Here is a 24140-nt window from a genome sequence, read left to right as displayed (position 1 = left end):
GCTGCCCCCGTCAGAGAACATTGATTTATTAGTTCTCAATGTTCTCTATTCTTGAATCTGACAAGCCAGTAAAGCCGTTTCAAAAGCTAACCAATCGTGTTCTTGCTGGCTAATTATTTCAATTCGGTTATCAATTCCCTCTTCACCAGACTTATAATTAAACTGATCAGGATTAAAATTAAATGTTTTCCATCCTTGATCCGTATTAAAAATTCCCTTAATACGTAGCCAATCTTGCTGTGCACACAATAAATCTAGCAAAGCATAAAATTCAAATTTCCACCGTTTAGGCAACTTCCAACCCGCCACGATATAACCTTGTGCCGACTCTACATAATGGTAAGGTAACTGCTGAATTTCTTTAGTCACTTCAGCTTCAGTCATTTGCTTTTGAAGTTTAAGTAAAGGTTGTATGGATCTCTCGGTTAAACGGGCGGCTACATCAATTTCATTTAATGCTAACTGACCATATTGCGTCTTAATCCATTCTTGTTGATAGGGTTGATACTCTTCTTTTAGTGACTCAAGTGTCTGCTCGTCTTCAAAAGTCATGATATCGGTATGTGACACCACTACTATCTGGGCCGCTTTTAACTGGTCTTCATAAAGATTTTGTTTGACCCAGTTTGTATCATGCAAGCGGCTACCATCGACTACAGTCACCAAAGCACGCATTGCCAAACTACTTTGCCAATGCGGCTCAGTCAGTTGGTCAAATAATTGAGAAGGATGCCCAAGACCAGTCGGCTCAATAAAAAGACGGTCTGGCTTTTGCTCACTCAACAGGCGAGCTAAAGCAATGTGCATAGGCAATTGACTGCTACAACATAAACAACCGCCTAATAACTCTTTTACCGCGTAACCTTGTTCTTGAGGTAATAGTTGTTGATCTACTCCAATTTGCCCAAACTCGTTCATTAAGACAGCCCATACCTCATCTTTAGGCTTCTGACTTAATAAATGCTGCAATAACGTAGTTTTCCCTGCCCCCAAAAAACCAGAAATAATATGGGTAGGAACAGTTTTCTGGGCAATAAATTTCACAAGTCACTCAAATTAAAACGGTCTCAGACATTTTAGGTATATCACTATTTTTTGTCATGTAAATGATTTTTAAATTTGGTCTATGGTTTTTAATTTCTAATTAACAAACCAAAAGTGAGACTCACATCTCACTTATAATCTAAAATAGCTTTAATCTCCCCATAACCAACGGAATATTCTATTTAAGCGTATTCACAATTCATGCCAGAGTGTTAGTTTTAGGTAACAAACCTGATTCTTTTTCAATCAAGAAGAAATATTTTTTCACATTTTAAGGGGTATTTAAGGGCCTTAGCGTTACAGATTCCGCACATAAATGGCCCATATATTTTTTATTGTTAAGATAGGCGTAATAGATTGTTAAGTTAATTGATGTAATCCTAAGCTGGGCTTAGCATGTGTCCTAGCTTAGTCATTCAGCCATACATATTCCATGTGTAGGTTTAAATGATTAGGTTTGATTTATTTTTTTAATGAATTTAAGGATGCCCTAACATGAAATTAGCTAAGACTTTACTTGCAACTACTCTAGCTTTAACTGCTGCTTCAACTTTTGCTGCTTCTAAACATGATCAAGTTCATGCTCCTGCTGAAGAGAAAGTTGTTGTTTCAACTCAAGAACAAGCAAACACTGCAAATGCTGCATCTGATGCTGTAGGTTCTGCTTCTGAAGCTGCTCCTGCTACTCGTTAATTATCTCTGCACTCTCCTCCAAGCTCAGAGATAATTTTACTGGAAAGAAAAAAGGAATTTGAATTTCAGTAAAGAAAAAGGATCGAACCATGCTGCGGTTCGATCCTTTTTTAATTCAGTTTTTTTTAAGAAGATTTTTTATACATACTACAAGATGGGTTGTGATTTTCTTGTAGACGTAAAACCTTGCGGTGTTCTGCTGCTTCAAAACGACAGCGTTTCCACTCAGTCTCAAGTTTTAAAGTAGGCACTTCACAAGGCTTACCCTGTTCATCAACAGCCACCATGGTGAAATAACAGCTATTGGTATGGCGCACTGTACGCTTCTGGATATTTTGGGCTTCAACACGGATACCCACTTCCATTGAAGTACGGCCAACATGATTCACACTTGCCAAAAAAGTTACCAGTTCACCCACATAAATCGGTTCTTTAAAATTCACCTTATCTACAGACAATGTTACGACATAGCTGCCTGAATAACGGCTAGCGCACGCGTAAGCGACTTGGTCTAGTAGTTTTAGAATCGTACCACCATGAACATTACCTGAAAAATTTGCCATATCAGGCGTCATTAAAACTGACATCGTCAATTCTGACTGATCATCAGTCACTGTGGTCATTTCATCTAATGTAGGCATAGCTCAACTCTGGTCTCAAACAAGCTCAGTAAATATTATGGTTGATAATTCACAAAAAAAACATGATTAAATCCAGAACATGGCATTGTATTTTCTAATATCTGTCATTGTTTTTTGAAATTAGATTTTTTAAAAATATTATTTTTTAGAAATTTTATAATAAATATGAAAGTATTATAGAAAAATACTATGCCATTTTATTCAACTCTCAATGGCATAGCAGGCTTTTGCAATTAAGTTGTTATACCTTATTAATTACACCAGTCACGCCATTAATAATCATATCAATAGCGATCGTACCAATTAATAAAGCAGATAAACGTCCCACAATATCAAAATAACGGTCAATATGTTTGGCATGTCTATAACGTAAATGATCATGTGAAAATTTCATCAAAATCAAAATGCTGCACGTTAAAAACATGGTAAAAGCAATGACCAGTGCCGCAGCACCAATTGACATTTCCATTCCCGTGACTACAGCAGCACTAATGGTTCCAGGGCCAACCATGAAAGGCATGGCAATGGTGCCTGCCAGATGTTCTGGCGCACCCCGCATTTCACCGATGGTATCCGCACCCTGAAACACATAGCGATAGCCAATCACTAGAAAAATCAACCCACCAAAAATCTGGAAGGCTTCAAAACGTACATTCAGATATTTACTAAAAATTGCTTCACCGCCCCATGCAAATAGCATAAATACAATGTAAGCAATTACACTTCCCTGAATCAGTGCTTTATTAAACACCCTTGTTTCTGAATGGCGGATCAGACCAATCATATAAATGCTCATCAAAAATGGATTGAGCAAAGAGAAAAATAAAACAAAAGAATGCAGATATGGAGACGCCATGCATATTCCCCTTAAGCTTGTGGATCTGGGAACAACGGTCGGTTCCCCGGGCTAATACGATTAATATGTAGAAACGTCATATGTCTTTCATATTTATCTAAAATATCATTAATGACTTGCTCTTTACCGTAACCCACTAGATCGTTATCTTGAGAACCATCATAAAGATAGGTTTCTAATCGATAATAGAATTGTTTACCTCGTTTCACACGTTGACTGAAAATCGGTGCGCTATAACGCACAGGCCAGATCTGGTAAACGAAGTTTTGCTCTTCTTCTAAATGAATAGTGAAGTCTAGATGATAAAGCGTATCTTCATCTTCGAGCAGCGTTTGCTGCACATCCACGTTCATTCCTTGCTTGATGAGCTCATCAGCAACGGCCTGAACTGCTGGTCGGCAGACAGTGTCTAACATGCGCAGAGTTTCAGTGGTTCCCGGATGATGCATCACACGGGTTAAACGCTGTTTCCAATTCAAAATATCAACGTTACCGACCACAGGAGCTGCATTCATACTTCGGCTAGCCTGTCTGTAATCTTCAAGTCTTAAGGACTTATAAAGCCCTGCCATGACAAGGAACATCACGAAACTAAACGGCAATCCCATAATAATGGTCGCATTTTGTAAAGCCGTAATTCCGTTGGTCATCAGCATCGCTAGCGTGAGTAAACCAATGGCAATTGCCCAGAACACACTCAGCCAACGCGGAGCATCATTATCAATATGCGTTAACTTAGTGGTGAAATTACCTAAAACCAGCGCGCCCGAATCGGCAGAAGTCACATAGAACAAAAGCCCTGTTACGGTGGCAATTGAAGCAATAAACGTAAAGCCCGGATATTGTGCTAACAAATCATAAAAACCATGAGCCGGATTCGCCAACACAGTAGCAGCTAAGGTTTGGTTCCCTTCAAAAATAACGCTGTGCAATGCACTATTACCAAAAATAGATAACCACGTTATTGTAAATAGAAGCGGAATAATTAAAGTACCGGATACAAACTCACGAATGGTACGCCCTCTTGAGATACGAGCTAGAAAAAGCCCTACGAACGGCGACCATGCAATCCACCACGCCCAGAAGAACAAGGTCCAGCTACTCATCCACTCTTTAGGCTGTTCAAACGCAAAACTTTGTAAGGCCAAAGATGGGAATCGACTTAAGTAATCACCAACATTTTGAACAAGGGCATTGAGTAAAAACTCAGTATTTCCCAAGAACAAAATAAACAGCAATAGCCCGATCGAAACATAAATATTAATTTCAGATAAAATCCGCAGGCCTTTATTAACGCCTGATGTCACCGAAATAATACTGATTCCAACTGCAATGGCAATCAGGGCAAACTGCATCCAGATGTTCTCTGGTAGCCCTAATAATACATGTAGCCCATAATTCAGCTGTACCACCCCAATCCCACAGGTTGTTGCAATACCAAAAATTGTCCCGATAACGGCAGCCGTATCAACACTATGCCCGATCACACCATTAATTCTTTTACCAAAAATTGGGTAGAGTGCAGAACGAATAGTAAGCGGCAAATTATAACGATAGCTAAAATATCCCAATGACATGCCAATCAAGGCATACATACACCAACCCGTTAAACCATAGTGGAACAATGTCCAGACCATACTTTGACGAGCGGCTTCGTAAGTCTGAGCTGCACCTACTGGCGGTTGCATATAATGAGATAAAGGTTCGGCGACCGAGAAGAACATTAAATCGATACCAATACCAGCCGAAAACAGCATGGCAGACCAACTAAGTAAACTAAACTCAGGCTTTGAATGCTTAGGTCCTAGCTTAATATTGCCATATCTTGAACAGGCAATAAAAATCACAAACGCCATGTAAAGTGTTGCGGCAAGCAGGTAATACCAACCAAAGGTCGAAGTTACCCACTGAAGTACTGTATTCATTACCCGATTTGAAAAATCATTGAACAAAAACGTGACGAGAGAAAAAATTAAAATAAGTACAGCTGAAAAATAAAAAACCACACGGTTGAGCGGGTCTTTTTTAGATTTAGATAATGTTAAATCATCAACTGCTCTTGGATTATCTGTTGCCATACAATCCTCAAGGAATAAAAAATAAAAACAAAATGTTTAACTTCGTCTTTTCACTATTCAAAATAATGAAAAGACGATATTTAAACGCAAAAATAATATATAGATGTGATCGATGGAGGTTATAAAACCTCGGTCACTTTATTCTGGTCACAATTCGATGAGACAGAAATGTCTTTTGAAACAGCCAACTGCTTTTTCACTAATTGAGGGTCAAAATCATCTTCCTTTAACGCTTTGGCTAAGCCAAACATATAAAGCAAAATAATGACTGAAAATGGTAAACCACATAACACCACAGCGCTTTGCATGGAGTTAAAACTACCGGCCAGTAACAAGCCAATACTTACAATTGTAATTACCACAGACCAAAAGACGCGTAACCAAATTGGCGAATCACTATCATTTGTGCCCCCTTTTGAGGACAAGTTAGCGATCATTAGTGTACCAGACCCAACTGGTGTCAAAAATAAAACGAAACAAATTACAACAACAATGCCAGCAACATAAGGATTAAATGGCAGATATTCGAGTAATTTAAATAATGATAATGCTGGGTCACTTAAAACCATATCACCCAAAACTTTCTGTTTTTGATTCAAGATTAAGTAAATTGCAGTATTGCCAAAAGCTGAAATCCAAGCCAGTGTAAAACCTAATGGAATCAGGCAGACACCCAAAACAACTTCACGAATTGTGCGTCCTTTTGAAATACGGGCAATAAACATACCCACAAAAGGTGCCCAAGCAATCCACCATGCCCAATAAAATACGGTCCACGAACCTAACCAACCACTTGCCTTCTGATTGTATAAATACATATCGAAGCTTTTACCAATAAAATTGTTTAGATAATCACCGACATTTTGCACAAGACCATTTAATAAATGATTTGTAGGGCCCGTTAAAAATACAAATAAAAGTAAGGCATAGAGCAGACGTAAATTAATACGAGATAACCATGCCAGACCTTTTTCAATACCAACCACTGTCGTTATTGTGGCAACGAACATCATGACCAGAACAACGGTAATTAAGGTCGCAGAGTTATCAGGAATTTGAGGAAGTAAATAGCAAATACCAGATACGAGTACCAAAGCCCCAATACCTAAATTGGTCACTAAGGAAATAACTGTTGCTAAAATTCCAAAGCCATCAACGAAATCCCCCACCAAGCCATGAACACGTTCCCCAAAAATTGGGTAAAGTGCCGAACGTAATGCCAGTGGCAAATTTTTTCTAAAAGCGAAGTAACCTAAAGTGACTCCAAGCAATGCATAGAGTACCCAACCATGAATTCCCCAGTGTAAAAAGCTATAGGTCATGGCATTTCGGGCAGCTTGAATGGTTCCAGCTTCGCCTTCTGGTGGGCGTAAGAAATGATCAACAGGTTCGGCAACACCATAGTAAAGTAGCGCAATACCAATCCCTGCCGAAAACAGCATTGAAGTCCATGCCAGATAACCAAACTCAGGTTTGTCGTCGTCTTTTCCTAACGGAATCTGGCCGACTTTTGAAAAAGCGAGCCAAGCCACAAAACCGAGGCACAGCACAATCACCAGCATGTAATACCACCCAAAAAAGTGATTTACCTGCTCTTGTATATGGGTTAACCAGAACTGGCTCTTTTCAGGAAACAGCACAAAAAGTAGGCCAAAAATGCCAATACTGATGGCTGAACTCCAAAATACAAAACGATTTAACCGAATATGGTCTGAAGAATATCTATCACTTTTCAACACCATCTTATTGCTCCTTGCAATCGGTGTATTTTCTCAAAATAACGTGATAAGTACTGTACTTATGCGCATCATCCTATCCTTAAGAATCTTTGATTTTACCTCTTTATTTTCAGAGCTAATCTTCAAAAATTCATTGATTTTTACATATCATACTTGTTATTGATTGAACGTTCAATCAATAACAAGTATGATAAAAAAAGTGCTATGATGCTCTGCAAGTTAACATGCTGAATTTAAAGCACCGCTAAAAGTGCTGATGTGGAAAATCATGACAAAACGCAGAGTAAAACCAGAGCACGTGCGACGTGAAGAAATCATGAACGCTGCACTCGACGTAATTTATGAAGTGGGGTTATCCAATACCACCATTGCACAAATTGCAAAAAAAGCCGAGTTGTCGACTGGCATTGTCAGCCATTATTTTGGTGACAAACAAGGGTTGATAAACACCTGTATGCAAGAAATGCTGAATGTTCTGCGTCATAAAACTGAACAGTACAGAGCAGAAGCAGATACGCATCCAGAGAGCCAGATTAAGGCCATTATCGACTCTAACTTTGACATTAGTCAGGTCAATGAAAAAGCAATGCGGGTCTGGTTAGATTTTTGGTCAGCAAGTTTGCATGTACCAGACTTGAGCCGTTTGCAAAAGATTAATGATCAACGCCTATATTCCAACTTGAAGTTTTATTTTCTCAAGTTAATGGATGAAAAACAGGCCGGTGTTGCCGCCCGAGGTTTGGCAGCATTGATTGATGGATTATGGCTACGCGGCAGTTTAAGCCGTCACAACGAATTTGACAGCGAACTTGCCCGTTCCATTGCTTACGATTATGTACAAACGCAATTGCAATTTGCGAACAAGCCTTTGCAGGAGAGACAAAATGAGTGATGTACAAGTTCAACAACTGTATATCCATGGACGCTACGTTAAAGCAACCAGTGGTAAAACATTTAATAGTATTAACCCTGCCAACGGCGAAACAATCGCGACTCTTCAACAAGCTTCTGAGCAAGATATAGAAGCTGCTGTGCAAAGTGCACAACAAGGTCAAAAAATCTGGGCAGCCATGACCGCCATGGAACGCTCACGTATTTTACGCCGTGCAGTCGACATTTTACGTGAACGTAATGATGAGCTTGCCCGTCTTGAAACACTAGACACAGGTAAAGCTTTTAGCGAAACATCTACCGTCGACATTGTGACTGGTGCAGATGTATTAGAATATTACGCAGGGCTTGCAATAGCCATTCAAGGTGAACAAGTTCCGCTTCGCGAATCAAGTTTCTTTTATACACGCCGTGAACCTTTAGGCGTGGTTGCAGGTATTGGTGCCTGGAATTATCCAATTCAAATCGCTTTATGGAAATCTGCCCCTGCCCTTGCTGCCGGCAATGCCATGATTTTCAAACCAAGTGAAACGACTCCTCTTACTGCATTTAAACTTGCAGAAATCTATACAGAAGCTGGCTTACCAGATGGCGTATTTAACGTCGTTCAAGGGCCAGGCCGTGAAATTGGTCAGTGGCTCACTGAACATCCTGTGATTGAGAAAATCTCATTTACAGGTGGCGTTGAAACTGGCAAAAAAGTCATGGCAAGTGCTGCTGGTTCTACGCTTAAAGAAGTGACGATGGAACTTGGCGGTAAGTCTCCACTGATTATTTGTGAAGATGCCGACCTTAACCGTGCAGCTGACATTGCTGTCATGGCGAACTTCTTTAGTTCAGGCCAAGTTTGTACCAATGGTACGCGTGTTTTTGTTCCGAAATCACTTTTAGCCGATTTTGAAAAAGCCGTTGTAGAGCGTGTAAAACGTATTCGCATTGGTGACCCAATGGCTGAAGAAACCAACTTCGGTCCACTCACCAGCTTCCCTCACATGGAAAAAGTGCTGTCTTTCATTGAGTCAGGCAAACAACAAGGCGCTAAAGTTTTAATTGGTGGTGACCGCGCAACAGAGGGTGACCTTGCTAAAGGCGCTTATGTACTACCGACTGTATTTAGTGACTGCAACGACCAGATGGCCATTGTTCAAGAAGAAATTTTTGGACCAGTCATGAGCATCTTAAGCTACGAGACTGAAGAAGAAGTGATTCGTCGTGCTAACGACACCACCTTTGGTTTAGCTGCTGGCGTTGTCACTCAAGACATTAGCCGCGCTCATCGCATTATTCACAAAATTGAAGCTGGTATTTGCTGGATTAACACTTGGGGTGAATCGCCTGCCGAGATGCCAGTGGGTGGCTACAAACAATCTGGTGTAGGCCGAGAAAATGGTCTAACCACGCTTGGGCACTATACCCGTATCAAATCTATTCAAGTTGAACTCGGCGACTATCAAAGCATTTTTTAATGCATCAATTGCCTTAAACACTTCAACCTAAATCACATATGCAGAGCAATCTTTATAGATTGCTCAGGCAAACTGTTAGTAAAAAAAGGATAGTTATGAATATTAAAGAATATGATTACATTATCATTGGCGCAGGATCTGCCGGAAATGTACTTGCTGCGCGTCTTACTGAAGACAAAGATACCACCGTTTTATTATTAGAAGCTGGTGGCCCAGATTATCGTTTGGATTTTCGTACACAAATGCCGGCAGCTTTGGCCTACCCTCTTCAAGGCCGTCGCTATAACTGGGCTTATTTAACTGACCCTGAACCACACATGAACAACCGTCGTATGGAATGTGGTAGAGGTAAAGGTTTAGGTGGCTCATCTTTAATTAATGGCATGTGCTATATCCGCGGTAATGCAATGGATTTAGAACAATGGGCAACCCATAAAGGCCTAGAAAACTGGTCTTATGCCGATTGTTTGCCATACTACAGAAAAGCCGAAACTCGTGATATTGGCGAAAATGACTACCATGGTGGCAATGGCCCTGTATCAGTTGCTACACCAAAAAATGGCAATAATGTCTTGTTCCATGCCATGGTTGAAGCTGGCGTACAAGCAGGTTACCCGCGTACCGATGACTTAAATGGTTACCAACAAGAAGGCTTTGGTCCAATGGACCGCACGGTAACACCTAAAGGTCGCCGCTCAAGTACCGCACGTGGTTATCTGGATATGGCAAAAGGTCGTCCTAACCTCACCATTCTGACTCATGCAACCACCAATAAAATCTTGTTTAACCAAAAACAAGCTGTTGGTGTTGAGTACATTATTGGGGCTGATCAAAACAACTTACAACGTGCTTTGGTTAAACGCGAAGTCTTACTGTGCGCGGGTGCAATTGCTTCTCCACAAATTTTACAGCGCTCAGGTGTAGGTCAAAGTACCTTCTTAAAATCAATGGATATTGATGTCGTTCATGATTTACCGGGTGTAGGTGAAAACCTACAAGACCATTTAGAAATGTACTTGCAATATAAATGTAAGCAACCCGTTTCTTTATACCCTGCCTTGAAATGGTATAACCAACCTGCAATTGGTGCCGAGTGGTTATTTAACGGTACAGGTGTTGGCGCAAGTAACCAATTTGAAGCAGGCGGATTTATTCGTAGTTCAGATGAGTTCAAATGGCCAAACATTCAGTACCATTTCTTGCCAGTTGCTATTAACTACAACGGTAGTAATGCAGTGAAAGAGCATGGTTTTCAGGCACACGTTGGTTCAATGCGCTCGCCTTCACGTGGCCGTATTAGACTTAAATCAAAAGATCCGTTTGAACATCCAAGTATCTTGTTCAACTATATGTCGAGTGAACAAGACTGGCGTGAGTTCCGTGATGCGATTCGTATCACTCGTGAAATTATGCAGCAACCTGCTCTTGATCCATATCGCGGTGAAGAAATTAGTCCGGGTAAACATCTTCAAAGTGATGCAGAGCTGGATGACTTTGTTCGTAACCATGCCGAAACAGCTTACCACCCTTCTTGTAGCTGTAAGATGGGTGAAGATGAAATGGCTGTCGTGGATGGTCAAGGCCGAGTCCATGGTATGCAAAGCTTACGTGTGGTTGATGCCTCAATCATGCCGCTGATTATTACCGGTAACTTAAATGCAACGACGATTATGATTGCCGAGAAAATTGCAGACCAAATTCGTGGGCGTGAAGCGTTACCACGTTCAACTGCACCGTTCTATGTAGCGTCATAAAACATCAAAGGGTATATTTCTTATGCAGAGATATACCCTTATTTTATTATCACCAGATGGTCATTAATAAGAACTTTGTATTAGTCCAATCTAGAAAACTAACGACAAATAATAACTTTACTCACTTTTTCTTATTATGTATTTCTTCAACTGGTTCACCTTTAATCAATCTATAATTATATTTTTAAATTCAACAACATAATCATAAAAATCAACTTAAAACCGCATATTAAAAACTTAAAATGATTAAATATAAATCACATTTATGAGTTTGATGGGTCCCATTTATTATAAAAATTGTCTTGTCAATGCAAAATTAGTCTAAAATATAGAGTGTTTGCGATAATCCCAAGTAATTTTATTTTTTTATAAGTTCTCAAATTTTGAGAATTTACTTTCGCATTTATATCCATTTTGTCTGGATACGCTGTCTAGGTTTCCTCACACCTTAAGTGACTCAAATAACTTATTTTAAGGTCCCCCTTACATGAAAAAGTTTTTGAAATACCTTCTGGTATTAATCATTCTTATTTTAATTGCAGGAATTGTTTTCTTGTTTAGACCGACTGCGTCAAAACAAGTAGAAACTGCAAAAGATGACCCAGTTGTTGATGCTGTTCTTGTTGGCGGCGGCATCATGAGTGCCACTCTTGGTACTTATCTCACCGAGCTTGAACCGAACTGGCAAATTCGTATGTATGAACGTCTTGACCAAGTTGCTCAAGAAAGTTCAAACGGCTTTAACAATGCCGGAACAGGCCATTCTGGCTTTATGGAAATGAACTATACCGAAGAAAAAAACGGTAAGATGGAAATTGTCAAAGCTGAAAAAGTTGCTTCTCAATTTGAAGTCGCTAAACAGTTTTGGTCATATCAGGTAAAACAAGGCGTTTTAGCTGATCCAAAATCATTCATTAACCCAGTTCCGCACATTGCTTTCGTTTGGGGCGATAACGTTCAATTCTTAGAAAAACGTTATGCTGCCATGATTCAAAGCCCGTTGTTCAAAGGCATGAAATTTACTGAAGATCCAGCTGTAATTAAACAATGGGCACCTTTAGTAATGAACGATCGAGACCCTAGCCAAAAAGTTGCAGCGACCCGTATGGATGTTGGCTCTGACGTAAACTATGGTTCTATCACTAAACAATTGGTGAATCGTTTAGATCAAAACCCAAATTTCAAATTACAGACTTCAACCGAAGTGTCTGGCATCAGCCAAAATGATGACAAAACTTGGACTGTGTCTTTCAAAAATTTGAAAACTGGTAAAGTAGATCACGTTAAAACACGTTTTGTATTTATTGGTGCAGGTGGTGCAGCAGTTAAATTATTGCAACTTACTGGTTTACCAGAAGCGAAACAATATGCAGGCTTCCCTGTCGGTGGTGAGTTCTTAATTACTGACAACCCAAAAATTACTGCAGAACACACAGCAAAAGTTTATGGCCGTGCTGAATTAGGTGCGCCTCCAATGTCTGTGCCGCATATTGATACGCGTTATATCGACGGTAAAAAATATGTATTGTTTGGACCATTTGCAACGTATTCAAACAAGTTCCTGAAAAATGGTTCTCAGATGGACTTGCTTGCATCAACGAACAAAAACAACGTTTTACCAATGACCACTGTTGGTTTGGAAAACCTTGATCTTGTTAAGTACTTGGTGAGCCAAGTGATGATGTCAGACAAAGACCGTCTAAATGAACTTCGTAAATACTACCCAGATGCGAAAGCTGAAGACTGGCGTTTAAGCCAAGGTGGTCAACGTGTTCAGATCATCAAAAAAGAACCGGGTAAACCAGCTACACTTCAATTCGGTACAGAAATCTTTGCATCTAAAGATGGTGCTGTAACTGCGTTGTTAGGTGCGTCTCCGGGTGCTTCGACTTCTCCATACATCATGCTCAACTTGCTTGAAAAAGCTTTCCCTGAGCAAACTGAAGGTAAATGGAATCAGAAGCTTCATGAAATTGTTGTTTCGTATAAACAAGACCTAAGCAAAGACCCTGTATTACTCGACAAAGTTCGTCAATACACAAGTTCTACACTTGGCTTGAACTATACATCTCCGTTCAAAGCTGCAAACGATGAAACTGCTGCTGCTCCTGTTGCAAAAGCAAACTAAGTTTGATGATGTATAAGTAAAATTCCAAAAGGATGAATTTCGATTCGTCCTTTTGTTTTTTAGACTTCAGTTGAGATATTTAGAATAGCTATGACGCCTTTAAACTCATCATCCCGCCTCTTTTCATTTTGTTTTAAGCTCGTGCTTATTTTGCTACTGGCTTATCTTTGGTTAAGCGGTTTTTATATGTGGATGATTGGTGGTACAGCCATTTACATAAGCTCAGCCATGTTGCTCGCAATGACCGCTTATGTCTTTAAGCTCGGCAAATATCAGAAATTATTTTCAATTTTAAATCTACTGTTAAGTGCTGCTGCGTTATATTTCAGTACTGCTCATTTATTTTTCTCTTCTGTTCAATTCTTTATATTTTTACCTGCCCTATTTTTTGTACTGTTAGCTTTTGCTCGCCTAGAAAAAGTTCGTGACTTATCTAAAGTTTTAATATTCATGAGCTTATTGATTTGGTCAGGCATACATTTCAGTCAACTTGAGCAACTTAAAGCCTATTATAAAACCCAGCACACTGGGGAGAGTTGGCAACAATATGGCGCACTTTAAGCTTATTTTTTAGGCTATAGCCCTATATAAATAAGTTTTCTTTTTCACATAAAGTTCATCAGTAAAACTGAACATCATCTACAGAATTTCTTTTAAGAAAAAATATTCATAACAATCTAATTTATTTAGAAATATATCGAGCATATTAGCGATTGAACATGTTTCATGTACCCGCTAGATTAGCTGAATTATTTTTCTCCCTTTGTTTTGTAATTTATGAAAATTTTAGATGGCGGTTTAGGCCGTGAACTTGCTCGTCGTGGTGCCCCATTTCGTCAACCAGAATGGTCTGCACTCGCACTCATTGAAGCGCCTGAAACAGTAAAAGAAGTGCATCTTGATTTTATCAACGCTGGTTCAGAAGTTATTACCACCAATAACTACGCTGTTGTGCCATTTCACATCGGGCAAGAACGCTTTGAAACTGATGGTGTTCGTTTAATTCAAGTTGCGATCGAACAAGCAAAAAATGCAGTTAAAGAAAGCGGCAAAAATGTCAAAATTGCAGGCTGCTTACCACCTTTATTTGGTTCTTACCGTGCAGATCTGTTTCAACCTGAGCAGGCTAAAAACCTTGCTGAACCCATCATTAATACATTGGCACCAGAGGTGGATTTCTGGTTAGCAGAAACTCAATCGTGCTTAAAAGAAGTCGAAACGGTGCATGCGTTATTACCAAAAGATGGTAAGGACTATTGGGTATCGTTTACGCTTCAAGACGAAATTAAACAAGAGCAAGCGCTACTTCGTTCAGGCGAAAACATGCAACAAGTGGCTGAGTTTATAAAACAGTCAAATGCTAACGCGGTTTTGTTTAACTGCTGTCAGCCTGAAGTGATCTTGCAAGCCATTAATGAAATTAAAGGTCTCATTCCAGAGTCTGTACAGATTGGTGCCTATGCCAATGCGTTTCCACCACAAGATGACAACGCAACTGCAAACGATGGTCTTGATGAAGTTCGTAAAGATCTTGATGCTCCAGCTTATCTTAGTTTTGCCAAGCAGTGGCAGCAAGCAGGCGCAAGTTTAGTGGGTGGTTGCTGCGGTATTGGCCCAGAACACATTGCTGAACTTTCTCAATTTTTTAAAGAATAAATACCATGTCTGCTGCCAAAATCGGATTATTGTCTCTTACAGCGCTGGTCTTTAGTTCTATGGTGGGGTCAGGCGTATTTAGCCTTCCCCAAAATATGGCTCAAGTCGCTAACGGCTCTGCCCTTCTTGTTGCATGGCTCATTACCGGAGTCGGCATTATTTTCTTAGCGCTCACGCTATTACATTTAACTCGCCAACGCCCAGATTTAGACGGCGGTATTTATAACTATGCGCGTGAAGGTTTTGGTGAGCTGATCGGGTTTTGCTCGGCTTGGGGCTATTGGTTATGTACCACAATTGGTATTGTTGGTTATGTGGTGATTGCCTTTTCGGGCGTTGGTATGTTTACCGACAGCAAAGACCATATTATTTTTGGTGAAGGTAATACGCTCTACGCACTGATTGGTTCAAGCATTTTTGTATGGCTGGTGCATTGGTTGGTCAGTCGAGGCATTAAAGAAGCGGCTATTGTGAATTTACTGGCGACCATTGCCAAAATTATTCCAATGGTGGTGTTTATATTCTTCACTTTTATTGCCTTTAAGTTTGACCTGTTCAAACTCAACTTAAATGACTTTACTTTAAAAGTTCCACTTTGGCAGCAAGTAAAAGACCTGATGCTGATTACCCTTTGGGTCTTTACCGGCATTGAAGGTGCTGTGGTTTTATCATCGCGTGCAAAAAACCGTTATGACATTGGTAAAGCCACTATTTTAGGCGTGCTACTGGCGTTAAGTTTTTACGTGATGGTCACCGTTTTGGCTTATGGTGTAGTGAGTCGTGAAGCACTTGCAGGCATGCATAACCCATCAATGGCAACCATTTTACAGCAGCTCATCGGTTTGCCGGGCACTATCGTTATTACCATCGGCCTTATTATTTCAGTTTCTTCGTCTTATTTAAGCTGGACTTTATTTGCAACTGAAATTCCATATTTAGCTGCAAAAAATGGCGCATTCCCGAAATTATTTTTAAAGAATAATCAGAATAATGTGCCGATTTCATCACTTTGGCTCACCACTCTGGTCGTGCAAGGTGCATTAATTGCGGTGTATTTTTTCAATAAAAACTACACCCAGCTTTTACTGATTTCTTCGGTAATGATTTTGCTGCCTTATTTTCTGGTGTCTGCTTTTTATCTTAAAGAATCGATTCGTCACAAACGCACGCCACATATTGCCATTGCAAGCGTCGCTTCAATCTATGCGCTCTGGTTGCTCTATGCAGCAGGATTAGATTTATTGCTCTTGTCTGTGGTGTTGTATTTAGTCGGCTTGGTTATTTTTTCAATCAGCTACTTTGAGCACAAAAAATCGCTTAAACAAAACGAGCTAAATTAATTATTTCAACCACTGTTGACCCATTTCAACAGTGGTTTTCTAAAAATAAATCGCTCTATTTTAAAGGCTGCGACTGCATTAAATGCAATCGTAAAATACGACGTAATTCTAAAATCGCCTCTGGCGTTGTTTGAATAGAATGCCCACCTTTAATCATCAGCTCCGATTGCTCACCTTCTAGATGTGAACTTTGGTAAGGCACTATCCCATCACTGCTTTTTAACTTATCTTTTGTACCATCCACGTTACCCATAATCGAGTGATAGACCACGTTAGAGGATGGCTGAATGGCCTGCGTAAGCTGCATAAAGTTTGAAGAACGACTTAAATTACTCGCCCCATTTTCAATTAAGCCTTTTCTGAGTTTCGTATTTTTCTCATCTCTCATTTCAACCGCAATAAAAAAGTCAGCAGGTAAGCGAATAACACGGCGTGCAATTTGGGTAAACCATCGGTCTGCGTAGTCGGTACCATGATGCGGCGACGAAACAAAAACCACGCGTTTAAAATATGGAAGCGCTTTGAACTGAAAACGCTCTTTAATCACTGGATTTTCTTTTAAACGATTTAACTGCGCGTCATTCATTTTTTGCATGGCTAAATCGGAAACATCAGCATTACTGACCAATAAACGGCTAATCACACCGCCCATACTATGCCCGACCAATACTGCATCGTGTGCAGCATAGCTATCTTTAGCAATGTTTTGAAAAGCCTGATTCAGTAAAGAATAAATCTGAAAACGACTTTCAAAAATGGGCATATTGGTTGAATAGAACACTTGCCAAACTTGGTAATTTTGTCTTAATTCGGCATCGCCCATAATGTCATTGGTCAGACTCACCCAAGCTTCTGGGCTACTTGCTAAGCCATGAACAAACACAATGATTTTCTTATTGGGGTTAAAAGGTTCCAGCATATATAAATGCGGCATGATTAAATTGGTTTCTTTATTAATTAAAGACCAATAACCCGCTGCACCTAAATTATATTTTGACAGCCAAAGCCCATAGGGCGCCGAATAGTTGGCAGTGAGCGGATAGTCCACACCTTCAACCTTTACACGGCTTTGTCTGTATGGATCGAACATCGCGATTTCTAACTCTGCCCCAGCAATCACCTGATCGGCTGTGGCCTTTTGTTTAGGATAGGCAATGGCAGTGACCGGAAAGAACCGAGGCAAATGAATATTAGGATTAGTTTGATGAGCATAAAAAGCATCGGGGTCTAAAATGAAACCATGATTTACATCATTTTCTTTACGCCCGACAATAAACTCTGCCCCTAAGCCATCCTTACGGTTAACGGTATTAAAACCAGAAAAGTTCATGTTATAGCTGGAACGAAAAGTATCGACTTCAATCTTTTGTACATCTACCGCATGATCAAAATTGACATGATATTGATGCCCATCTGCTTTCAGTAGAGACGGAAAATAATGCGTATTTAAATGATCAAAATACGTGGTCATGAGCTTCGACAAAGCAACGTTATAAAAAATACGCACCTGATTTTGCCGATGGTCAAATACTCGATCGAACGGAGACTCTTCAGAGTCAAATAAATAGACATAACTATAGCGCAAGCTTTTATCGAACAAAGCTAGTTCATGCTCAACGCAATTTTTACTTTTATTAATGACATTACACTGACTGCTACGCCCAACATCTAAAGCTTTTGCTAAATAAATTTCGCTCAGTGCAGCATAACGTTCTTCTCGGCTCGTATTTTCGGAGAGACTCTGAATTTTATTTAAACAATCATCAAAATTTTGCAGGCAAGACTTTTCATCTTTTTTGACCAAATACAGTAAGTTTTGGGTTTGATGACTTAAAGTGTTGTCGGTCAGAATACTTTCATTCTTACTTTTTAAAGCATTGCTTAAATTACTTTCTTTTAAATGAATGACCTGACAACCGCTGAGCAGTCCCATTATTGTTATCATTAAATAATGGCAAGACTTTGTCATTATGCATTCCCTTAGCGAAGGTATTTCCCCATCAGGTCATTATGCCTGCAAAGTCATAGCTGAACAATTTGAATACGCATTTTTAGTCGGCAAACTGAAGCCCATAAAAAAAGCCCGAACTCAATTTAATTCGGGCCAATTCATCCACTACCTTAATTAAGCTTGGTTAAACTTTTGCTGCGAAGCTAAATAAGAAAAATATAAAATGGGTAAAATAAACGGCGCTACGCTCCAGAAATCAAAATAGACATACAAAATTGCTCCCAAGAAGGCGCCAATCACAAACCCGACAACAATACTGGCACTTTTAAGAAAACTTGCCCGATTGGCTGCATTATTGTTTTTCAGCAAGTTAGCAATATCAATACCGAGCTGCGTGGTATTGCCGGTCATCATGGTGCTTGGGCTAATATTTTTAATGAGTGTTTTGCTTGAAGTATTACGAATAGCTAAGGCAATTAAACCCAGCCCACCTGTTAGTGCAACCGTAATTGCATCGGCATTTTTAAACGGTTCGAAGTAAAGTCCTGCAACCATAAAAGCACACAGAAAGATGGCTTCAAATAAAAATAAATAAGACAGCGTTTTATGCTTCACCTGACTACGGTCAATTAGCAGCTTGGTAATCACAACTGTCAAAATAAATAGTGGAATAGCAGCAAGCTTAATCCATAAACCTGCACCGCCTTTAACCATCGCAGCCCCCGCCAACACCAAGTTTCCAGTCACATGTGCGGTAAAAAAGCCAAACAAAGCAATAAAACCAATGGTATCAATTGCCCCACCAACCATGGTCAATAAAACAGGGTCCCGACATATTGCCCATGTACTTTCTGTCTCTTTTTTAATTGGGATATCTGGCATATGACGTGTCCTATGAAAGTAAAATTTTAAAGTGATCGAATTGTTTAAAAATAATTTTAAAATTAAAAATGAATAAAATTAAAACGTTTATGAAAGCAAAAAATGATGTAAAAAAATAGGGTGTGTAATGTCGTAACACTGTCTCTAAAATAGCAACAATCAAAATTGTCTATTTTAAGGACAATAAAACAGTGATCATCTTCAAATCAATTTGACCTCTAAAACAGTTCTAACTATGATGAAGCCGCAAGTTGATATCAACTGATTTTGAACCTGAAAAAGTTATGCCAAAATATGGATAATGAAAAACAACAATCATGAGTAGATATATGTCACTTTATAATTATTCAGTTTTTCTAGGCGGATTATTATTTGTATCCGTTGCTTTCGCTGGTCAAAAAAATAATGCTCAACGTGATTTTTATTTAAAATGTATGGCAGCGGGCCATAGCCGTGCAAGTTGTACGTGCATTTATCATCGTTTAGAACGTCAATATTCACCTAAACTGATGCTTAAACTCGGAAGTTTAAGTTTACAAAGCCCTGAAGTACCACGTGATTTTATAAAAACCATGAAGCGTACTATGCAACAGTGCAAATCTTAAATCTTCAATTTTTTAACCACATCCAAATTAATACCCCAGCCATACATAAAATTGCCGGATAGACAAACCACGGATGTGGAATAGTCCAAATCATAAAAATAGCCGCCAAACTCATACTGAATGTCGAGATATATTTTGCCTTTTTAGGAATACGCCGATGTTCTTGCCACTCGCGAATGAGTGGACCAATATAACGATGATTTCGAAACCATTGATGAAGTTTTTCAGAGCCTCGAGCCGCAAAGAAAACAGCCAAAATTATAAAATCAACGGTAGGTAAACCCGGAATAAAAACACCCAATATGCCAAGTGCAATACACAACCAAGCCAAACCAATAAACACCCAACGCGCCCAAACAGAACGGGCAAGCTTACTGACTGGTTGAGCGGGTGCTAACGACTGCTCATGTTTTACGATCACATTTACTTGATTGAGTTTGTCCATATCGGGTTTTCCCTTTATCCACTTTTTATTATTTCAATTCATCAAGCTGATCAAGCGCCTGACCAAAATATCCAAAGGCATCTAAAGCACCTTGTACAACACGATCTTGCTGGGTCCGGTCGAAACCCGTTTCGTCGAGTGCTTGCACAAAACGTTTCCAGACTTTAGCGCGCCCTTCGGGATAGGCTGCTAAATTACGCGCAGCAAACGTTTCCGAAAACCCTAGATGTTTTTGGGCCTCTTTAAATAAAAATGCAGCCCCTAAGGTTGAACCTTCAGACACATAAATCCAGCCTAAAGCTTCGGGTAGCTGTACGTTTTCACTGTGTAATTGCTGTCCGTTAGGTTGAATACCTAAATCATTTAAATCGGCAAGTGCTTGTTTTGAGCGGCCGCGAATATCGAGGTCCGGAATCAGTCCTGCCACGCCCTCTTTTTCAAAAAGATGTTCAATTTCGCGCTGAAAGTAATATTGAGACAACGTAAATTGTGCGTATTTTTCTTTACTTGAAAACACCTTTGCTTGCGACATTAATTGATGCATACGTTCATGTTCAGCAGCGGTTTCTTGTTTCAAACGTAAAGACAAGCTGTTACTAATGATTTGTTCTGTAGATGAGTTCATCATCTTTCTCCTGCAAAATGGATATGGCTCATCGGTTAACGGCCCCGATTGAGTTTGAGTTGGACTGGAAAATCCACAACAATGGTCACGGCCCGACCATTAATTTTGTGGGGTTTAAATCTGGATTTACGTACAGCTTGCATGACCCGTTCATCAAGGCTTTGAATGCCTGAACTTTGACGTACCTGTATGTCAATCGGTTTACCTTTTTCATTAATACGAATACGCACCTCAACCAAACGATTTTGTTGTTTTAACTCGCGGTCATCATAGTCAAGCCCGCCAAAACTCAGCACATCCACACTACTCACCTGAACAACGTCATCCTGTTCAACTTGAGTACTAGGTGCTTTTGAATATTCTTGCTGCGTTGCTGGTGTTTTGACACCGCCACTTTTGGTTATGCTGCTGATGTTTTGTGGCAGGTGCTCACTTTTCGTTTGTGCAATGTCTGTCGAACTCAATTGTTTGTCTGTATGGGCCGCCAGCCTTTCTGCACTCTGCGCTGGTTGGAGTGAAGCTAAACTGTTTAAATTTGCTTTTGATTGTGCTTCCTGTTTGTCACTTAAATTATTTTGCACCACCTCTTTAGAAGCAGTTTTTGACGCTAATGTTTGAACATTTTTAGGCGAGTTTTTTGATTCTTCAGGTATAGAAGATACCGAACTGCTTAACGTAGATTTAGGCGTTAAACTTTTTTCGATAGGCTTACTTTCAGTCTGGTCATTTGATGGCTTTTTAGCAGGTGCCAGCGACACAAAACTTACTTTTAAGGCATCTACTTTTGGCGATGCCTTGAAAGTGTAAGGTTCAATTAAATGGCTCAGCATCCAAACAGCAAACACATGCAGACCAATCACAACAGCTACGGTTAAGCACTTATAAAAATGCTTCGGCCATTGTGTTAAAGGCAGTTTGACCATTGGCTCATGTGTAGGGAATAAAGATTTTGATTTCATGACTTATTCCCTAAAAACGATGCTCAAGCTTGAGGCTAATGTTGTGTTTATCGTAGGAATACAACCAATCGACATTGCTTTTATTTTGGTTATAGCGATAGGTTAAATTAGGCGTCATGCCATAAAACTCAAAGCGCGGCATTTGCACAACAAAGGTATAGTTCTGTTCGAAATCATGACGACGAGCCAAATAACCTACAGCGTATTTATCAAACTGACGCCAACGGTAAGAACTCAATAAAGTAGTGTTAAAACCAGCACTCCAATTTTTGGTTATACCTAACCGCACACCTTGCTGTTCATAGGCAGCTACATATTTTTCTTGTGCAGAATGATCGACTACATCTAAACCACCAAAAACAGTCCACTGATCTGGAAAAATCTTCCAGAAGGTGGCAAAAGCTGAATTTTCTATACCACCAAAGCTTTTATATTTCTGATAATTTAAATCTTTTCTTTCAGCTTCAAGCTTAAAGGCTGTATCGGCCGAGATAAAATGCATCCATTCGGCACGTGCTCCCCACGCACTGTAAAGACCATCGTTATCATAACGTTTATGTTCAAAAAGCGGACTCACCCCAATTTGATTTTTTAAGTCAAAGTAGCTGTAGCCTGCATTAATGTTAATGCTAGATTCATTAAATGCCGCGTGGTCGTTATAGGACTGTCCAAAAGCCAGCGCACGTAAAGCCACGCCATGATGGCCTTTAATCGCATAGCGTTTTATAAGACTGGCTTCGTAATCCAAACCCGTTGCTGACTCAGCTTTTTGCTTTTTACTAGTAATTTGCTGCCCTCCAGTAATATTACCGTTCTTATCTGTCTGATAAAACATCAAAGTTTTAGTCTGTTTAGATGCACTATTTAAATTACTGACATAGGTATAACCCGCTGAAACCGAGCCTTGCCAAGAGTCTCGTTTTTTTAATGCCTGAACAAAAGTATTTACTGTTGTTAAAACTCCAGACGGGATTACAGCAGGGTCGCTTTGTTTAAGTTTGTCTTGAATGGAAATAAAAAGGCGTGCTGCTTCCTTATTCTTCTGTTGTTCAAACAGCACGCGCGCTAACTCAAGTTCACAAATTAAATTATGAGGTTGTTGTTTTAGGCTGCTTTGAAATTTTTGTTCAGCCAATTTCAGTTGACCCTGAGAACGTGCAACTGCCCCTTCGGCAAAGTCGGTTAAAGCCCGATCGTAGCCAGCATATTTCTTATAATGTTCTAAATAAACCGTGGCTTTGAGCCACTGTTTTTGCATGACTGCCAAATATAATGCCTTGGCAAGATCATTCTGGTTTTGCTCAACACTATATTCTTGTCCATTAATTTGAAGTTTAGGTAATTGCTCGGTGCTACGAATGGTTCCCTGCTCGTGAAACTGTCGCTGTTCTTGTAAAAGTGTTTGGTCCAAGCTTTGATTGAGACGAAGCTGTGTGTCTTCGTCGGCATATAAAAATGGACAACTCAACAATGTCAGACAGCACAAAAGCGTTCGTTTCATAAAACAATAAACCTGAAGCAACCAAGCAAAAGCCCAAAAACAAAAGGAATCTACGTGTGTAGATTCCTTTTGCATTCATTAATTTTTAGCACCGCCAAATGCAGTGTTGTAAGACACGTTATCAAACTGGGCAATACCCGCTAAAGCCGAAGCATTTGCACCGAAGAATTGACCTTGAACCACACCAGAGTTGTCGACACCAGCCGTACCGTTAGCCGTTGCCAAACCTGCAAAGGCAGCAGTACCCGGGTTAAATGCCACACCATCTAGACTTAAAGATGAAACAGCCGTACCTGTTCCTGTAAGCGTCCCTTCAAGTGTGCCCGCGCCATAGTTTGCCGTGAACGTACCACTTAACAGATTGCTTGCAGAGCCATTAATACCTGCAACGGTATAGGTCGCAGTACCCGCGGTTGGAACCGTGGTATTGGTGTTATCACCCGCGTAGTAAACAGTATGGCTCGCGCTTGCCGGCGTGTCGCCCGCTTTCCACCATTCACCAAAATAGACTTCCTGTGTGCCCACCTGACCAAAGTTAAAATTACCTAATGCACTGTGTGAAGGTGGCATTGCAGACACTGGAATATGCGAAATATTAAAGGTTTTGCTGCCAACCGTTACATTGGTGTTGCTCGTTCCCTGAGCAGCAAAAGCCTGAGCCAAACCTTTTAACGAATTAAAACCTGTAAAAGCGTTATATGGCGCACCCGCAGCTTGAACCGATACCGCTGCTACACCACCCGGATGGCTTGCATTGGCAGCAGCACCGATTTTGATGTTACTTTCATTACTCGAAATACCATCAATACCTGCATAAGCAAATGCAGTTGAACAAGCAACAAGACCCAAGAACAATTGAGAGATTTTCATTTGTTGTTACTCCATT

Annotated in this window: 21 protein-coding genes; 9 read left to right on the top strand and 12 right to left on the bottom strand. The window is 40.0% G+C overall.

Annotation, left to right across the window (positions count from 1 at the left end; genetic code table 11):
* Positions 1–45 precede the first annotated feature (45 nt).
* The gene (locus KTH84_RS08120; RefSeq protein WP_262472823.1) at positions 46–1044 is read right to left on the bottom strand and encodes a CobW family GTP-binding protein; all 999 of its coding nucleotides are present in this window, start codon (positions 1042–1044) and stop codon (positions 46–48) included.
* Between the two features lie 495 nt (positions 1045–1539).
* Here KTH84_RS08120 and KTH84_RS08115 point away from each other — a divergent pair, with 495 nt between their 5' ends.
* A complete protein-coding gene (locus KTH84_RS08115) occupies positions 1540–1737 on the top strand; it encodes a hypothetical protein (RefSeq protein WP_042898166.1) in 198 nt (65 codons plus the stop codon).
* A 125-nt stretch (positions 1738–1862) separates the two neighbouring features.
* Here KTH84_RS08115 and KTH84_RS08110 read toward each other — a convergent pair whose 3' ends face one another.
* From KTH84_RS08110 to KTH84_RS08095, 4 genes are all read right to left on the bottom strand, one after another.
* Complete coding sequence (locus tag KTH84_RS08110) at positions 1863–2378, bottom strand: acyl-CoA thioesterase (protein WP_042898165.1); 516 nt, start codon at positions 2376–2378, stop codon at positions 1863–1865.
* A 241-nt stretch (positions 2379–2619) separates the two neighbouring features.
* Positions 2620–3234: a MarC family protein gene (locus tag KTH84_RS08105; protein WP_042898164.1), complete on the bottom strand. Its 615-nt coding sequence runs from the start codon at positions 3232–3234 to the stop codon at positions 2620–2622.
* 11 nt (positions 3235–3245) lie between these two features.
* Positions 3246–5312, bottom strand: a complete 2067-nt coding sequence (locus KTH84_RS08100) for a choline transporter (RefSeq protein WP_262472822.1) — start codon at positions 5310–5312, stop codon at positions 3246–3248.
* Between the two features lie 119 nt (positions 5313–5431).
* Positions 5432–7054: a BCCT family transporter gene (locus KTH84_RS08095; protein ID WP_262472821.1), complete on the bottom strand. Its 1623-nt coding sequence runs from the start codon at positions 7052–7054 to the stop codon at positions 5432–5434.
* A gap of 265 nt (positions 7055–7319) precedes the next feature.
* Here KTH84_RS08095 and betI point away from each other — a divergent pair, with 265 nt between their 5' ends.
* The 7 genes from betI (at position 7320) to KTH84_RS08060 (ending at position 16286) form a co-directional block, all read left to right on the top strand.
* Positions 7320–7943 carry a transcriptional regulator BetI gene (gene betI, locus KTH84_RS08090; protein WP_075431283.1) on the top strand — a complete coding sequence of 208 codons (624 nt, stop codon included), beginning with the start codon at positions 7320–7322 and terminating at the stop codon, positions 7941–7943.
* Entirely contained in the window at positions 7936–9408 is a 1473-nt protein-coding gene (betB, locus tag KTH84_RS08085) for a betaine-aldehyde dehydrogenase (RefSeq protein WP_262472820.1), read from the top strand. The genes betI and betB overlap by 8 nt, the downstream gene beginning before the upstream one ends.
* A 95-nt stretch (positions 9409–9503) precedes the next feature.
* Entirely contained in the window at positions 9504–11162 is a 1659-nt protein-coding gene (gene betA / locus KTH84_RS08080) for a choline dehydrogenase (RefSeq protein ID WP_262472819.1), read from the top strand.
* Positions 11163–11649: 487 nt separating this feature from the next.
* The gene (mqo, locus tag KTH84_RS08075) at positions 11650–13290 is read left to right on the top strand and encodes a malate dehydrogenase (quinone) (protein WP_262472818.1); all 1641 of its coding nucleotides are present in this window, start codon (positions 11650–11652) and stop codon (positions 13288–13290) included.
* Between the two features lie 90 nt (positions 13291–13380).
* Complete coding sequence (locus KTH84_RS08070) at positions 13381–13851, top strand: hypothetical protein (protein ID WP_202742724.1); 471 nt, start codon at positions 13381–13383, stop codon at positions 13849–13851.
* Between the two features lie 216 nt (positions 13852–14067).
* The gene (locus KTH84_RS08065) at positions 14068–14946 is read left to right on the top strand and encodes a homocysteine S-methyltransferase family protein (RefSeq protein ID WP_262472817.1); all 879 of its coding nucleotides are present in this window, start codon (positions 14068–14070) and stop codon (positions 14944–14946) included.
* A 5-nt stretch (positions 14947–14951) separates the two neighbouring features.
* Positions 14952–16286, top strand: coding sequence for a basic amino acid/polyamine antiporter (locus KTH84_RS08060; RefSeq protein WP_262472816.1), 1335 nt, complete (start codon positions 14952–14954; stop codon positions 16284–16286).
* A 55-nt stretch (positions 16287–16341) separates the two neighbouring features.
* Here the strand turns inward: KTH84_RS08060 and KTH84_RS08055 are convergent, their stop codons facing one another.
* Together KTH84_RS08055 and KTH84_RS08050 are read right to left on the bottom strand one after the other, a co-directional pair.
* Complete coding sequence (locus tag KTH84_RS08055; RefSeq protein ID WP_262472815.1) at positions 16342–18255, bottom strand: esterase/lipase family protein; 1914 nt, start codon at positions 18253–18255, stop codon at positions 16342–16344.
* A gap of 156 nt (positions 18256–18411) precedes the next feature.
* On the bottom strand, positions 18412–19119 hold the full coding sequence (locus tag KTH84_RS08050) for a YoaK family protein (RefSeq protein ID WP_133974950.1): 708 nt from the start codon (positions 19117–19119) through the stop codon (positions 18412–18414).
* A 329-nt stretch (positions 19120–19448) separates the two neighbouring features.
* Here KTH84_RS08050 and KTH84_RS08045 point away from each other — a divergent pair, with 329 nt between their 5' ends.
* Positions 19449–19724 carry a hypothetical protein gene (locus KTH84_RS08045; protein WP_262472814.1) on the top strand — a complete coding sequence of 92 codons (276 nt, stop codon included), beginning with the start codon at positions 19449–19451 and terminating at the stop codon, positions 19722–19724.
* Positions 19725–19728: 4 nt separating this feature from the next.
* On the opposite strand, the gene KTH84_RS08040 is transcribed toward KTH84_RS08045, so the two are convergent.
* The 5 genes from KTH84_RS08040 to KTH84_RS08020 all read right to left on the bottom strand — a co-directional run bounded on the left by KTH84_RS08040 (position 19729) and on the right by KTH84_RS08020 (position 24124).
* Positions 19729–20169, bottom strand: a complete 441-nt coding sequence (locus KTH84_RS08040; protein ID WP_133974954.1) for a YbaN family protein — start codon at positions 20167–20169, stop codon at positions 19729–19731.
* 28 nt (positions 20170–20197) lie between these two features.
* Positions 20198–20797, bottom strand: a complete 600-nt coding sequence (locus tag KTH84_RS08035) for a biliverdin-producing heme oxygenase (protein WP_133974956.1) — start codon at positions 20795–20797, stop codon at positions 20198–20200.
* Positions 20798–20829: 32 nt separating this feature from the next.
* Positions 20830–21753: an energy transducer TonB gene (locus KTH84_RS08030; RefSeq protein WP_262472813.1), complete on the bottom strand. Its 924-nt coding sequence runs from the start codon at positions 21751–21753 to the stop codon at positions 20830–20832.
* Positions 21754–21763: 10 nt separating this feature from the next.
* Positions 21764–23230, bottom strand: a complete 1467-nt coding sequence (locus KTH84_RS08025) for a porin family protein (RefSeq protein ID WP_262472899.1) — start codon at positions 23228–23230, stop codon at positions 21764–21766.
* Positions 23231–23332: 102 nt separating this feature from the next.
* A complete protein-coding gene (locus KTH84_RS08020; protein ID WP_004641693.1) occupies positions 23333–24124 on the bottom strand; it encodes a Slam-dependent surface lipoprotein in 792 nt (263 codons plus the stop codon).
* Positions 24125–24140: the final 16 nt, after the last annotated feature.

The organism is Acinetobacter sp. WU_MDCI_Abxb74, from assembly GCF_025513915.1.
Classification (GTDB): Bacteria; Pseudomonadota; Gammaproteobacteria; order Pseudomonadales; family Moraxellaceae; genus Acinetobacter; species Acinetobacter calcoaceticus_C.
This window is presented reverse-complemented; position numbering and strand designations above follow the sequence as displayed.